Origin of the sequence: Acinetobacter sp. PK01, from assembly GCF_022819285.1 — a bacterium.
Taxonomy (GTDB): domain Bacteria; phylum Pseudomonadota; class Gammaproteobacteria; order Pseudomonadales; family Moraxellaceae; genus Acinetobacter; species Acinetobacter tandoii.
The window spans coordinates 1913563-1928039 of record NZ_CP094643.1 but is presented as its reverse complement, the minus strand read 5'-3'; the positions used below and the strand labels follow the sequence as shown (position 1 = coordinate 1928039).

Below are 14477 nucleotides of genomic sequence, written 5' to 3'. Positions count from 1 at the left end.
GGTATGATGTCTGTAGAATCCCAACAGTTACTCGGTATGTGGCTGAAAGCAAGAGAAATACAAAATCAGTCTAAATTAACTTTACTCGCATATGAGCGTGACGTTGGTGATTTTTTACAGTTTTGTGATCAGAAAAAATTGCTGTTACAAGATGTCGAAACGGCTGATTTACGCGAATATTTGGCTGTCAAAGTAGAGCAACACCAGTTAAGTTCAAGTAGTTTGCAGCGGTTATTGTCTGCGATTCGCCAGTTCATGAAATGGGCTCAAGACGGGCAATATCTGGAATTTAACCCTTCTGATGATTTTCAATTAAAACGTCAACCACGACCCTTGCCGGGTATGGTGGATATTGAAACTATTCAGCAAATTTTAGATCAGCCTAAACCTGAGAAAGAATCTGATCAGGAGTTATGGTTGCGCGACAAGGCAATTTTGGAATTATTGTATTCCAGTGGCTTACGTTTAGCAGAAGTACAAAGTCTTAAAATTAAAGATATTGATTTTAATCGGCTTCTATTACGGATCACGGGTAAAGGTAACAAAACCCGTGTAGTTCCCTTTGGTTCTAAAGCCAGAGATGCATTAATGGATTGGCTAAAGTTGTATCCATTGTGGCATGGTGATTTTGTTCCTGATGCTCATGTATTCATTAGTCGTAAAGGCAATCCACTGGGTGCCAGACAAATTGAAAATCGTGTCAAGTTTCAAGCGCAACGTGCAGGGGTGAGTGTTGATTTACATCCACATTTATTAAGACATTGTTTTGCAAGTCATATGCTGTCAAATAGCGGTGATTTACGAGCTGTACAGGAAATGTTGGGGCATAGTAATTTAAGTACCACCCAAATATATACCCATGTCGATTTTGATCGACTTGCCAATGTTTACGATCAAGCACATCCGCGTGCTCAATTCAAAAAACAGTAACAATTTCAGTGTAGATATATGCCGAATGATTTTATTCTGGTACAGAAGTTGCTTTAGTCATTACATAAGTAAAATGAAAAGGAGCATATTTGTACTATTGTAGAATAATAAAAAATCAAAAGATGAAGTATAAGTGTCGCATGGTATGCGGTATTGAACATAAACATACCGATTGCGAATTTTGAGTGTTGAATGAAAGAGGAATGCAAACCATGATTTCGAATATACAAGAAAAATATGATCAATTAAATTCAGTGCAAAAGGATATTTTTGCAGGATATGGTTTGCGTCAGATTAAACATTTTATTGAATATTGCTTACCTGAAGTACAACCTCTATTGCCAGAAAATTCAGTGATTGAAGGGATTAATACCTCTGGTATGGTGCAAGCGGTGCAACAGGATAGTCGTAAATGTTATGTTTGGGACGGTACAACGTGGAATGTATCTGCAAACTTTATTCCAATAATGGATACAACCGATGACTTTCAATTGGTCTGGGAAATTTTTGATTTATCCCGTTATGAATTGATTGAACTGAGTCATGTACATCGCGACTTTTTAGGTAATGCGCACGTCTGAGTTAAATTCATGGGGATGAATGGAATACAGTACATGCTTTTGCAAAATACTCTCGGCAGTCAGGGCAGGATGTAAAAACTCTTTTTGATATAGCATGCCTAACCTTTTCATTACCGCTTGTGAAGGATGGTTAATTGAGGCTGTGAATGCAACAACTTCCTTTAAATTGAGGGTTTGAAAGGCAAAACTCAATGCAAGTTGAGCTGCTTCTGTCGCATAGCCTTGACCCCAATAATCTTTGTTCAACCGCCAGCCAATTTCGGTACATGGTGAAAAACTAAATTGATCAGGTTGAGAATGTAATCCTGTCATACCAATCAAACATTGTTCAGATTTTAATTCGACTGCCCAAAAGCCCCAGCCCCGCTGTTCAATTAAAGCTTGGCATTTATCGATGAGCAGATCGCTTTCAGTCCGAGTCAAGCATTTGGGAAAATAACGCATCACAGCAGGGTCTGCATTGAGCTGATAAAATGGTAATCGATCAGCCTCTTGCCATGGACGTAAAATTAAGCGAGCACTTTCTAGAAACTTTTGCATTGTCTCTCTTATAAATCTTCAAGCGGAAGTTGAAAACTTTGCTTAATAATTTGGCTAGGTAAATCTGTTTTGACACTGGTAATACCATTTTTTTTGGTCAAATGTGTAGACTGGAATTTTCGATAACTTTCCAAATCAGGGACGACAACTTTGAGCATGGCATCACATTCACCCAAAATAATATAACACTCCATGACCTGAGGCAGTTCTTTCATTGCTTCAATAAAACGATCAATCGTTTCAGCATCTTGTCCGACCAACCAAATACGTGAAAATAAAATCAATTGGAAGCCAATCTTTTGAGGATCGACCACAGTGGTGTAGTTTTGTATGACACCTGCTTCTTCCAACAGTTTGACCCGTCTTAAACAGGAAGAAGGAGATAGCCCAACTTCTTTAGCCAAATCATTGTTTTGGATTCGACCATTTTCTTGTAAGGCTCGAATGATACTTTTATCAATCCGATCTAGCTTGATTAAAATATTCTTGGAAGATGATTTCATAAAATAGAATTAAATTCGAAATATGGATCTAATTATAGAATATTTGCAATCCTATTTTGTATAAATTCGAAGATACTAATTTTCACTTTCAGTCGATATTCGAAAGGGAAAAGGATATGTCTGTATATTTACTCTTTGCGTTGACCGTTCTACCACTGGTGTGTACTCCAGGACCTGACATGCTATTTATTTTTTCGCAAGTAATGGCGAAAGGTGTAAAAGCGGGCTTTATGGCGACTCTTGGGGTTTGTATGGGCTATATGGTGCATTCGGTCTTGGTTGCCTTGGGCATCGCGGCAATATTGGTTTCTTTTCCGATGTTGTTCGAAACAATTCGCTGGTTAGGGATTGCTTATCTTTTATATCTGGCTTTTAGTTTATTTCGCGCTGTTTTTAACAGCAAATCTTTGCATGTGCCCAAGGCTTTTGCAGGCAGTCCAATTGCTAAAGGCTTTTTAACTTCTTTATTAAATCCAAAAGGAATGCTGATTTATTTTGCAATTTTGCCGCAGTTTATGCGTAATGCGGAAAATACTGTCATACAAGGTCTGATTCTATCGTCTATTTTTATAGGCTTGTGCTTGGTGGTATATAGTGGATTAAGTATTGTTATTGCTAAAATTACTGCAAATGCACAATTAGACGCTCAAAAACAAAAATGGGTTGACGCGGGTTCGGGCGGTTTACTTATGCTAGCTGCGAGTTGGTTGATCGCCAATTAATTGAAATAAAAAAGCATGCTCTTGATTGGCATGCTTTTTTATATGTATAACAGCAGATTTCTTATCATGTCGAAGCCATAAGTAGGATTGGGAGACTACTTAAAGGTAGCTAGGGAATAAAATTTTAATCAGGAATATGGTTCTGTCAAAACTGACAAGTCATTTGGTTGATTTTACAGCCATACTTGGTCAGTTGTTCAAACAGCTAAAGCAGAAATTTAAGTCATTGATCAGAAAAAATTATGTAGTAAATAAAGTAAAAAAATAATAAAAATCAATGTTTAAAATTAGAACAGTAAAACTGCTATTTTAGAATTAAAATTCATGCAAATAAAAATTTGAACGCGACGTTCAGCCATTTTTACGCATTTTTACAGTGGATTCAGTAATTGTGACTTGACCGAAATGCCATACAATTGCAAGATAGGACACCTAAAAAATTTTATGTGAAGAGTTAATCTAACTTTTCTCAACATTTACTTTTGCTAAAACAGCCGAGGATTACATGAAGGCTCTTGTTGCTGTAAAACGTGTGGTTGATGCCAACGTTAAAGTTCGCGTTAAACCGGACAATAGTGGGGTAGACCTTACTAACGTTAAGATGTCAATTAACCCATTCTGTGAAATCGCAGTGGAAGAAGCGGTTCGCTTAAAAGAAAAAGGAACTGTTTCAGAAATCATCGTTGTTTCTATTGGTCCTAAAGAAGCTCAAGAACAAATTCGTTCTGCAATGGCACTTGGCGCTGACCGCGGTATCTTGGTTGAAGCTGATGACAGCCAACTTGGTGCTTTGGAAGTTGCTAAAATCCTTAAAGGCGTTGTTGAAGCTGAACAACCACAATTAATCCTTCTTGGTAAACAAGCCATTGATGACGACTCTAACCAAGTTGGTCAAATGCTTGGTGCACTTCTAGGTGCAGGTCAAGGTACGTTCGCATCTGAAGTTAAAGTTGATGGCGACAAAGTACAAGTGACTCGTGAAGTTGACGGTGGTTTACAAACTGTTGAATTGTCACTTCCAGCAATCATCACCACTGACTTACGTTTGAACGAGCCACGTTATGCTGCTCTTCCAAACATCATGAAAGCGCGTAAAAAACCGCTTGATACTAAGTCACCAGCTGATTTTGGTGTTTCTACAGCAACTAAGCTTAAAACAGTTAAAGTTGAACCACCTGCTGACCGTAAAGCAGGCGTACAAGTGAAATCTGTTGATGAGCTTGTTGAAAAATTGAAAAACGAAGCGAAAGTGATCTAATACAGAAGGATAAAATCATGAGTATTTTAGTTATCGCTGAGCACGACAACAAGACACTTAACGGTGCAACTTTAAACGTTGTTGCTGCAGCACAAAAAATCGGTGGTGATATCACTGTATTGGTAGCAGGTTCAGGCGCGCAAGCAGTGGCTGACGCTGCGGCTAAAGTTGCAGGCGTAAGCAAAGTATTACTTGCTGACAATGCTGCTTATGCAAACCAATTGGCTGAAAACGTTGCAGCTTTAGTTGCTGATGTAGCGAAAGGTGGTTTCAAACACGTATTGGCTGCATCTACAACAACAGGTAAGAACATTCTTCCACGTGTTGCTGCACTTCTTGATGTAAGTATGATCACAGACATCATTGCTGTTGAATCTGCTAACACATTCAAGCGTCCAATCTACGCAGGTAACGCGATTGCAACAGTTCAATCTGACGAAGCAATCATTGTGGGTACAGTACGTGGTACAGCATTTGATCCTGTAGCTGCTGAAGGCGGTGCTGCTGCGGTTGAAGCTGTAAGTGAAGCAAAAGATGCAGGTATCTCTAAGTTTGTATCTGAAGAGATTGTAAAATCTGAACGTCCTGAATTAACGGCTGCGCGTATCGTTGTTTCTGGTGGTCGTGGTGTAGGTTCTGGTGAGAACTACCATAAAGTACTTGACCCATTAGCTGACAAGCTAGGTGCTGCACAAGGTGCTTCACGTGCTGCGGTTGATGCTGGTTTCGTTCCAAACGACATGCAAGTTGGTCAAACAGGCAAAATCGTTGCACCTGACTTATATATCGCTGTAGGTATTTCTGGTGCGATCCAGCACTTGGCGGGTATGAAAGACTCTAAAGTGATCGTTGCGATCAACAAAGACGAAGAAGCGCCAATCAATGCAGTTGCTGACTACTGGTTAGTTGGTGATTTGAACACAGTTGTTCCTGAATTAGTATCTAAAATCTAATTTCTGAACGATTGTTCGAAAAACGCCCTTGTGCAAGCAATTTAAGTCATGCTTAAGTTGTTATGAACAGGGGCGTTTTTTTGCGCTTAGCACTTATCTCATCAGGGTTAAATAGAAGATAACCTGTGAGGCAAAATAGGGTTTAGAAAGGCTGTAAAGCGCGAAAGTCATTAGAAGTATTAAAAATATTAAATTAATTTACGAATACTATAAGTAAAACAACAATTTAAAGTGTTGTATGTGCTATAAATATCAGCTTTGCAAAATAGCTTATTTTTCAACTTAATTCAGATTCAAAATTCGTATAAAAAAACGACGATAAACAAAGGAAAACAAACGAAATTAACTCGGCTAAATACGCACCTAAAAGGGATAAAATATGCTAAAATTTACGGCTGTATTTTAGTTTTTTAGCTCAATTCCCTGAGTTAAATTTTTGCAAGATTTAAGATATAAATGCGGGCAGAATTCCTGCTTGTATAACAAGGAGTATGCATGAGCGTATCGGAAATTAGACCGATTGCCATTGAGGATGAACTCAAGCACTCGTATTTGGATTATGCAATGAGCGTGATTGTATCACGCGCTTTACCTGATGTACGAGATGGTCTAAAACCTGTTCATCGTCGTGTGCTTTTTGCAATGCACGAATTGGGTAATGACTACAACAAAGCATACAAAAAGTCTGCCCGTGTTGTCGGTGACGTAATCGGTAAATATCACCCTCACGGTGATTCTGCTGTTTATGAAACTATTGTTCGTATGGCGCAAGATTTTAGTTTGCGTTATATGCTTGTAGATGGTCAAGGTAACTTCGGTTCTGTCGATGGTGATAGTGCAGCAGCAATGCGTTATACCGAAGTGCGTATGCAAAAGCTTACCCATGAAATTTTGGCGGATCTCGAAAAAGATACCGTAGACTGGGAAGATAACTACGACGGTTCAGAACGTATCCCGCAAGTGATGCCGACGCGCATTCCGAATTTGTTAATTAACGGTACGACTGGTATTGCTGTGGGTATGGCGACTAATATGGCGCCTCATAACATGACGGAAGTTGTGAATGCATGTCTGGCTTATGCTGAAAACCCAAATATCAGCATTGAAGGTTTGATGCAGCATATTTCGGGTCCAGACTTCCCGACTGGCGGTATTATTTATGGTAAATCAGGCATTGTAGATGCTTACCGTACGGGTAAAGGTCGTTTGCATATCCGTGGTAAATATCACTTCGAGGAAGACCAAAAAACAGGTCGTACTACGATTGTTTTTACTGAAATTCCATATCAAGTTAACAAAGCGAAAACCATCGAGCGTATTGCTGAGTTGGTGAAAGAAAAGAAACTCGAAGGTATTTCAGAGCTACGCGACGAATCTGATAAAGAGGGTATGCGTATTGCCATTGATTTAAAACGTGGCGAAAATGCAGAAGTTGTCGTGAACAACTTATTCTTGAATACGCAACTCGAAAATTCTTTCAGCATTAACATGGTGTGTCTGGACAACGGACAGCCTAAGTTAATGAACCTCAAAGATATCATTGCGGCATTTATTCGTCATCGTCAAGAAGTCGTGACCCGCCGCACCATGTTCGAATTACGCAAAGCGCGTGAACGTGGTCATATCTTAGAAGGCTTGACGGTTGCGTTGGCGAATATTGATGCCATCATCGAAACGATCAAGACCTCTGCAAACCCAGCTGAAGCGCGTGAACGTTTACAAGCTGGTGAATGGGCTGCGGGTGGTGTGGTTGCACTTCTAGAAAAAGCAGGTTCAGTTTCTGTTCGTCCTGAAGTGATCGACGGTGAAGATCCAAACCGTCCATTTGGTTTAGATGGTGATGTGTACCGTTTGTCTCCGACTCAAGTCGGTGCGATTTTAGAGTTACGCTTGCACCGTTTAACTGGTTTAGAGCAAGACAAGCTTCACGCTGAATATACCGAAATTCTAGGTCAAATTGCTGAGTTAACTGCAATTCTGAACGATTTCAATTTATTGATGAATGTCATTAAAGAAGAACTGGCTTTAATTCTTCAGCAATATGGCGATGCACGTCGTACTGAAATTGTGGAATCACGTATTGATTTCTGCCGTGAAGATTTAATTCCTGAAGAGCAAGTTGTATTAACTGTTTCGCAAACGGGTTATGCAAAAACGCAACCATTGTCTGACTATGCGGCGCAGCGTCGTGGTGGACGTGGTAAATCTGCAACATCGATGAAAGAAGATGACTACATCCAACATCTGATTGTCACCTCAAACCATGCAACGGTTTTATGCTTTACCAATGTAGGTAAAGTATATCGCCTGAAAGTGTTTGAAGTACCGCAAGCGTCACGTGGTGCAAAAGGTCGCCCAATGGTGAACTTACTGCCATTAGAGGCAGATGAAACGATTACTGCAATTTTACCTGTGATTGATGCGCCGAAGAAATTTAAAGATCGTTTAGCCGACTTTAAAGCTTTTGTTCGTGCTAATGTGGTTAAACTCCGTGAAAATAGCATTATCGAAGCCCATTATGAAGCGTTAAAAGCTTCGTTTGATGCTTTGGCAGAAGATCCTGATGAATTATCCGATGCATTGCGTAAGCAACTGAAAGAGTTGAGTGTTGAACTTTCTGCAATTGATTTGGACGATGAAATTGTTGCTGAATTTGCAGAATTGACTGAGAAGTTACGTAAAAACTTCTTTGTATTTATGGCAACTGCGTCAGGTACTGTGAAACGTGTAGAGCTGGAACAATTCAGTAATGTACGTTCAAATGGTTTACGTGCAATTGAGCTGAATGAAGAAGATACCTTGATTGGTGTGGCGATTACTGATGGCGAACAGCAAATTATGTTGTTCTCTAATGAAGGTAAGGCGATTCGTTTTGCTGAAACAGATGTACGGGCGATGGGCCGTTCTGCCAAGGGTGTACGTGGTATGCGTGTCACAATTGGTTCAGCTCAAGTCGATGAGTCAGAAGAAGTTGAATCGGATGAAGATGATGCAGCAGATGCAAACTTCATTAGTCGCATTGTATCTTTAGTTGTTGTTCCAGAAACAGGTGAAGTGCTGTGTGCTTCAGCTAATGGTTACGGTAAACGTACACCTGTCGATGACTTCCCGACCAAGAAACGTGGCGGAAAAGGTGTAATTGCTATTAAAACCTCTGAGCGTAATGGTGAATTGGTCGGTGCTGTTGCGATTGATGAAACCAAAGAACTGATGCTGATTTCAGACGGTGGTACTTTGGTTCGTACTCGCGCTTCAGAAGTTGCACAAACAGGCCGTAACGCACAAGGTGTTCGTTTGATCCGTTTAGGTGAAGATGAAACATTGGTGGGTGTAGAGGCGATTGATGCAGTCGAAGAAGATGAAATCGAAACTATAGAATCAGTAGTGGCTAATGAAAAGTTAGTTGATGAAGAAATGATTGTAGATGAAACTGAAAACGAATCAGATTTGAATGAATCTGAAGAAGAATAAGTGATGATCTAAATTAAAAGGACGCTAAGGCGTCCTTTTTCTATATGATTTGCTGCATAAATAATGGGAAAAGAATGATGAAGATGAAGTATGCGATTCTAGCATCGGTATTGGTTTTCAGTGGGTGCGATAAACTGGGACAGCAGGCCAATATTCCAGATCCTAGTCCACAGCAAGTACAGGCTGCTCAAGAGGCCTATGATGATTTACGTGCGCAAAACTTTGATCGATTAATGACGCATTTTGAGCCTGAGTTGCAGGCACGCTATCAAGGCAATCAAAAAGATATGCAAAAGTTTGCACGTGGTTTGCCTCAAGAAAATTATAAAACCAAAAAAATTGTCTCAAAAAAATTGCTGAATGAAAGCAATCAGCCAAGTAAATATACTGTGACCTATGAATATGCCTATGATAAAAACTTAGTACAGTATGACGTGAGTTTTGATAAACCGAATGGCAGCAGCAAAATTCGAGACATTAGCGTGTCAGTATTTGGTGAGAAAATTGAATAATCAAAAGTAGTATTAAATAAAAAAGGACGCCTTAGCGTCCTTTTTAATTGCATTAGTAATTACAAAGTATCATTCAGTTGTACATTGTAGTTCTTTTGCTTTTCAGTATCGAATTGGCCTTCCCATTTACTGATCACGAGTACAGCCAAGGCATTACCAACAACATTCAATGCAGTACGTGCCATATCTAAAATACGGTCAATACCTGCAATAAACGCCAGACCTTCAAGTGGAATACCAACGCTGCCTAAAGTCGCCAATAGCACTACGAAAGAAACACCAGGTACACCTGCAATACCTTTAGAGGTAATCATAAGAGTAAGCACGAGAATGATTTGCTGACCTAAGCTTAAGTCAATGCCATAGAGCTGAGCAATGAAAATCGCGGCGATACTTTGATACAGTGTTGAACCATCCAAATTGAATGAATAGCCAATTGGGATAACAAAACTGGTAATTGTTTTTGGCGCGCCATAAGCTTCCATTTTTTCCATAATACGTGGAAGTACGGTTTCTGAACTGGCAGTCGAGTAAGCTAAAATCAATTCATCTTTTAAGATTTTAATAATGGTCCAAATGCTGAATCCGCAAATTTTGGCAACAAATCCTAATACAACGAAAGTGAAGAAGAAAATAGCGGCATACACCAATACGGCAAGTTTGACCAATGGAAGTAACGAGCTAAAGCCAAAGTTTGCAACGGTCGCAGCGATCAAGCCGAATACACCTAAAGGTGCAAACTTCATGATCATGTGTGTAACTTTGAACATTGTCTCAGAAACACCATGCAATACCTGAATCAGCGGTTGTTTCGTTTCTTTAGACAAAGAACCTAAGCCAATACCAAACAATACCGAGAAGAAAATAATCGGCAGCATTTGACCGCTAGTTAATGCAGCAAAGAAGTTCGGTGGAATTAGCGACAAAATGGTTTGTACTAAACCATGAGAATGTTGGCTAACTTCATGGCTGGTTTCTTGATATTTAGAAATATCGACTTGAGTTAGCGTCGACATATCAATACCAGCGCCTGGCTGGAATATATTTGCCGCAACCAAGCCAACAATAATGGCAATGGTTGTAATAATTTCAAAATATAAAATAGTTTTGAAACCTAGGCGACCAACATTGGTACCATGACTTGTATTCGCAATGCCGAGAATCAGCATTGAAACTACAAGTGGAATTACAATCATTTTGATGAGGCTAATGAATATTGAACCTAATGGGCTCAATAAATTAGTTACAAAGGCATCACGATATTCAGGAGAATAGTGCAGAAAAGAGCCTAGAAGTACACCTAAAATGAGTGCAATTACAATTTGCCATGCAAGGCTTATCTTAATTTTTTTCATACTCAGCTCAGAAAAAAAATTAGGGGCAAAAAATATCTGCAAGAACTCTTATGCTGCATCAAAATGCGATGGCACGAAAAAAAGAAGAATGCTGGCAGATGGAAGGTGGCTATTGTGAAGTTATTATGAAGAATGAGCGATCTTTTTTTAATTTATTATTATTGATTGATTGTTATTTAATCAATTTAATTTGGTAATACGATTAATTATAGAAAATAGATTAATTTGTAAAATAAAAGTGGTGAATATGTGGCTATTTAGGTCTGATACATAAGCGATAATGTGCCCAGCTTAAACAGATGCTTGCAAAAACACTCAGATAAATGAGCTTAGTAATGACCATTTGCGTAGGTACACCCATCTGATTCAATTGAATAAACATTTGAATACCTTGAGTAGATGGTAGAACTGAGCCTAAGTATTGCATCCATTGTGGCATAGCGGCATGTGGCCATGCTGTACCCGAAAGTAAAAATAGCGGAATGGAAGTGAAAACAATGAGATGACCAGCGCGCTCGGGAAGATCCAGATAAGAAGCCAAGACAAGACTCAGCCCAATCACACTGCTTATAAAAATTGGGACAGCAATCAGCATTCCCAAAAAATTTCCGCCACGCGGATAGTCATAGAACCAAAAGGTAAAACCAAATAAATAAAAGCAGCCTAAACAACCTATGCTTAGCGCAGCAGCAAATAATCCCCAAAACTCAGTTGTTTTGCTCCGCCAATTTGAGTTGCGATAACCTGCAATCAGCATACACAAGCCCAAGACAATAGTTTGATGAATAATTAATGGGGCAATCGCCGGAAAAATATAACTGCCATAGCCTGAAAGTGTATTAAATAATGGAATCTGATGAACAGAAAGGACGGGTGAAAAATGTGAAATCTGTCCAAACTTTTCTGCGCGTTCAGCGAGGGTATTTTCAATGGCTGTTGCCAATCCCAAACCAATTTGTTTAGTTCTTAAAAAATAGGCAGCACTCAAATATAACCCAACACCTCCGACTTCACCGCGATGAATACTATTAGACAAATTATTTGGTAATAGCAAAATACCATCTGCACGTTGTTGCTTTACCCACATCTCTGCTTCGGCAAAATTTCCTGTTACCGCACGAACCTGAATATTTGGACTGTTACTTGCTGCATTAATGATACTGGCAGTTAAAGTACTTTGTTCTTCATCTACAATAATGATGGGTAATGATTCAGCATGTTGTGCTTTGTATGCTGTTGGGTAGAAAAAACTATAAAAGAAGATAGAAAGCACCATCGTTGTGAGAATGGAACTATTCTTTGTAATATCTTTAAATGTTTTTACAAAGTAGAAAAGAAATGACTTTAATGTTTGTTTCATTCCTGCACCTCTACTCGACGTTTTTTTAATAACAGGAAAGAAGTTGTCCAATAGACGAGACAATAACAACCTAGAATTGCTAAAGGAATGAATGAAAGTTGTATCGGACTACCAACGACCCATTGTTCAGTTTGAAGTTTGGCATAAGGGGTGTACGGAATAATATTTGCCCAAAATTTGGTAAATGCAGGAGCATTATTTAAGGGGAGTGTCACACCTGCAAAACTTAAGGATGAACCGCCATACACAGCAATAAAGCCAAAAGTTTTGGCTAAATTATGGGTAGCTAATACTACAGTTGCACTTATTAAAGCATAGGCAAAATAGAATAGAAATTGAGCTAAAAGTAGCAGCCAGAGTTGACCAGCCACAAACCACCCTCGAATTTCTATAAGCCAGAACATCCACAACCATGTCCAAATACTGAAAATAAAAACATAAACAAGAACTTTACTGAGTAACGCAGTCCATATTGTTGAAGATTTCAGCCAGTTTTTTGCAGACTTAAATTGAAATTCTTGACCTACAGAAAATGCTACACAACAACAGAGTAATAAATGTAGAACAGCAGGAATGACAAAAGGTTCTAAATAAAATTCGTAACTGAGACTCGGATTGTAGAGTGGCGAGATTTTCACATTAGGGGTAGGGATGTCTAAATAGGGAATATTATTTTCTAAATAATTTTGTCCCATGTAATTTGCCATGGCTTGCACAGTACTGCTGAGCATGGCTGAAGAAATGGTATTGCCGACGCTGAAGTAGCTTTGGTTAAATGCAAGAGCAATTTGAGCATCCTTGGCTTGAACCAGTCGTTGTTCGGCACCTGCTGGAATCAGTACGTAGCCCCAAATTTTTGTTTCATTCAGTAGGCGTTCAGCTTCATTGGAATCGGGCGTTACGGTATAAATAGCTAAGCTTTGATTACTGGATAAATATTTTTCGATGTTTCGACTCAGACTACTCTGATCTTGATCAATAATCGCAATGGGTAAATGTTCAGGTTTTCCCTGTGCAAACATGCAGCTAAATAGCACAATGACACATAAAGGCGCGAGTGTAACTAAACACAAGTCCCATTTGTGTGTGGCTAAATAGCGAAGTTCACGCCAGAGACCAGCCCACATCAGGATTTCTCTTTAACTTTAAACAGCACACTCATGCCGACTTTGAGATCAGGAATGGGCGTACTTGGTGTTAAATGGAGCTTGAAACTACGGATGTCGTAGCCTCCAGTTTGTCGCGTTGTTTTGATGGTGGCAAACTCACCCTCTGCATCAATGTTTTCAATTTTAAATTGTGCAGTTTTATTTAAAGCGGGTATAAATCCTTCCAAAGTTTTAGCTTGATAGACCTGAGCATACTGATCTTCTCGAACATTTAAGCTCACCCAGAGCTCATCGTCTAAAATAATACTCATGACAGGCACGCCAATCGCGACTAATTCTGAGACTTTGCCGTAGGTTTTGGAAATTGTACCGTTTACAGGTGAATATAATTTTGTTTCAGCATCTAGCGCATTGGCCTCTGCAACCGCAGCTTTAGCAATTTCAACCTGCGCATCGGCTGTGGATTTCTGTTCAGTTGTACTTCCTCGTTTTGCCCGAGCATATTGTTGATAGGCAGCTTCAGTCAACTGAGCAGCAGATTGGGCGGCAGCCTGCATTTCGTCACGGCGCTGACGTGAAATAACACCCTCCTGAAAAAGTTTTGCTCCACGTTGGTAGGTTGTCTGTGCCAACTCTTGTTGAGCTTTCACGGCTTGCCAGTTGGCAAATAGGGTATCAATATTCTCTTGTTGTGAGCCTCGATCAGCTGTCGATTGCAGTGCTAGCGCGGATTGCAAAGTAGCCAGTGCCTGCAGTTTTTTAGCATCAATCTCAGGACTATATAAACGTACGAGAGGCTGATTTTTTTGAACTTTTTCCCCATCATGTACATAGAGTTCTTCAATTCGGCTTGGTATTTTGGTACTGATATGAATGGTTTCCGCTTCAACTCTTCCTTGTATTTCAACCATTTTGGGTTGGTAGCTTTTCCACAAACCAAATGCGATTAACCCAAGCAGTAAGATGGCTAGAATAATACCCAAGCTTTTCAGAAGCTTAGTTTTTGATGTTGGATCAGTCTCTTTTTCAGAGACATCATTTAACTGTTCTGCTGAATGTTCTGTCTCAGTATTATTTTCGGTCAGTAGCACTGATACATCAGTTTCAGATTTACCTGCATTTTCTTCTTCCAATGAGGAAGCATTAGGTTCTTGATCAGGTATTGATTGATCTTGATTCATGT

At 39.5% G+C, this 14477-nt stretch carries 13 protein-coding genes; 7 read left to right on the top strand and 6 right to left on the bottom strand.

What is annotated here, in order from left to right:
• Nucleotides 1-6 precede the first annotated feature (6 nt).
• Both MP622_RS09150 and MP622_RS09145 read left to right on the top strand, forming a co-directional pair.
• Complete coding sequence (locus MP622_RS09150) at nt 7-930, top strand: tyrosine recombinase XerC (RefSeq protein WP_243790609.1); 924 nt, start codon at nt 7-9, stop codon at nt 928-930.
• A 212-nt stretch (nt 931-1142) separates the two neighbouring features.
• A complete protein-coding gene (locus MP622_RS09145; protein WP_243790607.1) occupies nt 1143-1511 on the top strand; it encodes a hypothetical protein in 369 nt (122 codons plus the stop codon).
• Here MP622_RS09145 and MP622_RS09140 read toward each other — a convergent pair.
• Both MP622_RS09140 and MP622_RS09135 read right to left on the bottom strand, forming a co-directional pair.
• The gene (locus tag MP622_RS09140; protein ID WP_243790606.1) at nt 1491-2051 is read right to left on the bottom strand and encodes a GNAT family N-acetyltransferase; all 561 of its coding nucleotides are present in this window, start codon (nt 2049-2051) and stop codon (nt 1491-1493) included. The genes MP622_RS09145 and MP622_RS09140 overlap by 21 nt on opposite strands.
• Nucleotides 2052-2059: 8 nt before the next feature.
• Nucleotides 2060-2554 (bottom strand): Lrp/AsnC family transcriptional regulator, encoded by a 495-nt coding sequence (locus MP622_RS09135; protein ID WP_016165914.1) that lies wholly within the window; start codon nt 2552-2554, stop codon nt 2060-2062.
• A gap of 116 nt (nt 2555-2670) precedes the next feature.
• On the opposite strand from MP622_RS09135, the gene MP622_RS09130 reads away from it, so the two are divergent.
• From MP622_RS09130 to MP622_RS09110, 5 genes are all read left to right on the top strand, one after another.
• Complete coding sequence (locus tag MP622_RS09130) at nt 2671-3276, top strand: LysE family translocator (RefSeq protein WP_243790604.1); 606 nt, start codon at nt 2671-2673, stop codon at nt 3274-3276.
• A gap of 505 nt (nt 3277-3781) precedes the next feature.
• Nucleotides 3782-4534, top strand: coding sequence for an electron transfer flavoprotein subunit beta/FixA family protein (locus MP622_RS09125; protein ID WP_016165916.1), 753 nt, complete (start codon nt 3782-3784; stop codon nt 4532-4534).
• Between the two features lie 17 nt (nt 4535-4551).
• Nucleotides 4552-5487 carry an FAD-binding protein gene (locus MP622_RS09120; RefSeq protein ID WP_131263852.1) on the top strand — a complete coding sequence of 312 codons (936 nt, stop codon included), beginning with the start codon at nt 4552-4554 and terminating at the stop codon, nt 5485-5487.
• A 495-nt stretch (nt 5488-5982) separates the two neighbouring features.
• A complete protein-coding gene (gene gyrA, locus MP622_RS09115) occupies nt 5983-8958 on the top strand; it encodes a DNA gyrase subunit A (protein ID WP_044740154.1) in 2976 nt (991 codons plus the stop codon).
• A 74-nt stretch (nt 8959-9032) separates the two neighbouring features.
• A complete protein-coding gene (locus MP622_RS09110) occupies nt 9033-9470 on the top strand; it encodes a DUF3887 domain-containing protein (protein ID WP_228130554.1) in 438 nt (145 codons plus the stop codon).
• A gap of 59 nt (nt 9471-9529) precedes the next feature.
• Here MP622_RS09110 and gltP read toward each other — a convergent pair whose 3' ends face one another.
• From gltP to MP622_RS09090, 4 genes are all read right to left on the bottom strand, one after another.
• Nucleotides 9530-10825 carry a glutamate/aspartate:proton symporter GltP gene (gltP, locus tag MP622_RS09105; RefSeq protein ID WP_243790602.1) on the bottom strand — a complete coding sequence of 432 codons (1296 nt, stop codon included), beginning with the start codon at nt 10823-10825 and terminating at the stop codon, nt 9530-9532.
• Between the two features lie 253 nt (nt 10826-11078).
• Nucleotides 11079-12185: an ABC transporter permease gene (locus tag MP622_RS09100; RefSeq protein WP_104440981.1), complete on the bottom strand. Its 1107-nt coding sequence runs from the start codon at nt 12183-12185 to the stop codon at nt 11079-11081.
• Nucleotides 12182-13312: an ABC transporter permease gene (locus MP622_RS09095; protein WP_243790600.1), complete on the bottom strand. Its 1131-nt coding sequence runs from the start codon at nt 13310-13312 to the stop codon at nt 12182-12184. The genes MP622_RS09100 and MP622_RS09095 overlap by 4 nt, the downstream gene beginning before the upstream one ends.
• The gene (locus MP622_RS09090; protein ID WP_243790598.1) at nt 13312-14475 is read right to left on the bottom strand and encodes an efflux RND transporter periplasmic adaptor subunit; all 1164 of its coding nucleotides are present in this window, start codon (nt 14473-14475) and stop codon (nt 13312-13314) included. Before MP622_RS09090 ends, MP622_RS09095 begins: the two co-directional genes overlap by 1 nt.
• Nucleotides 14476-14477: the final 2 nt, after the last annotated feature.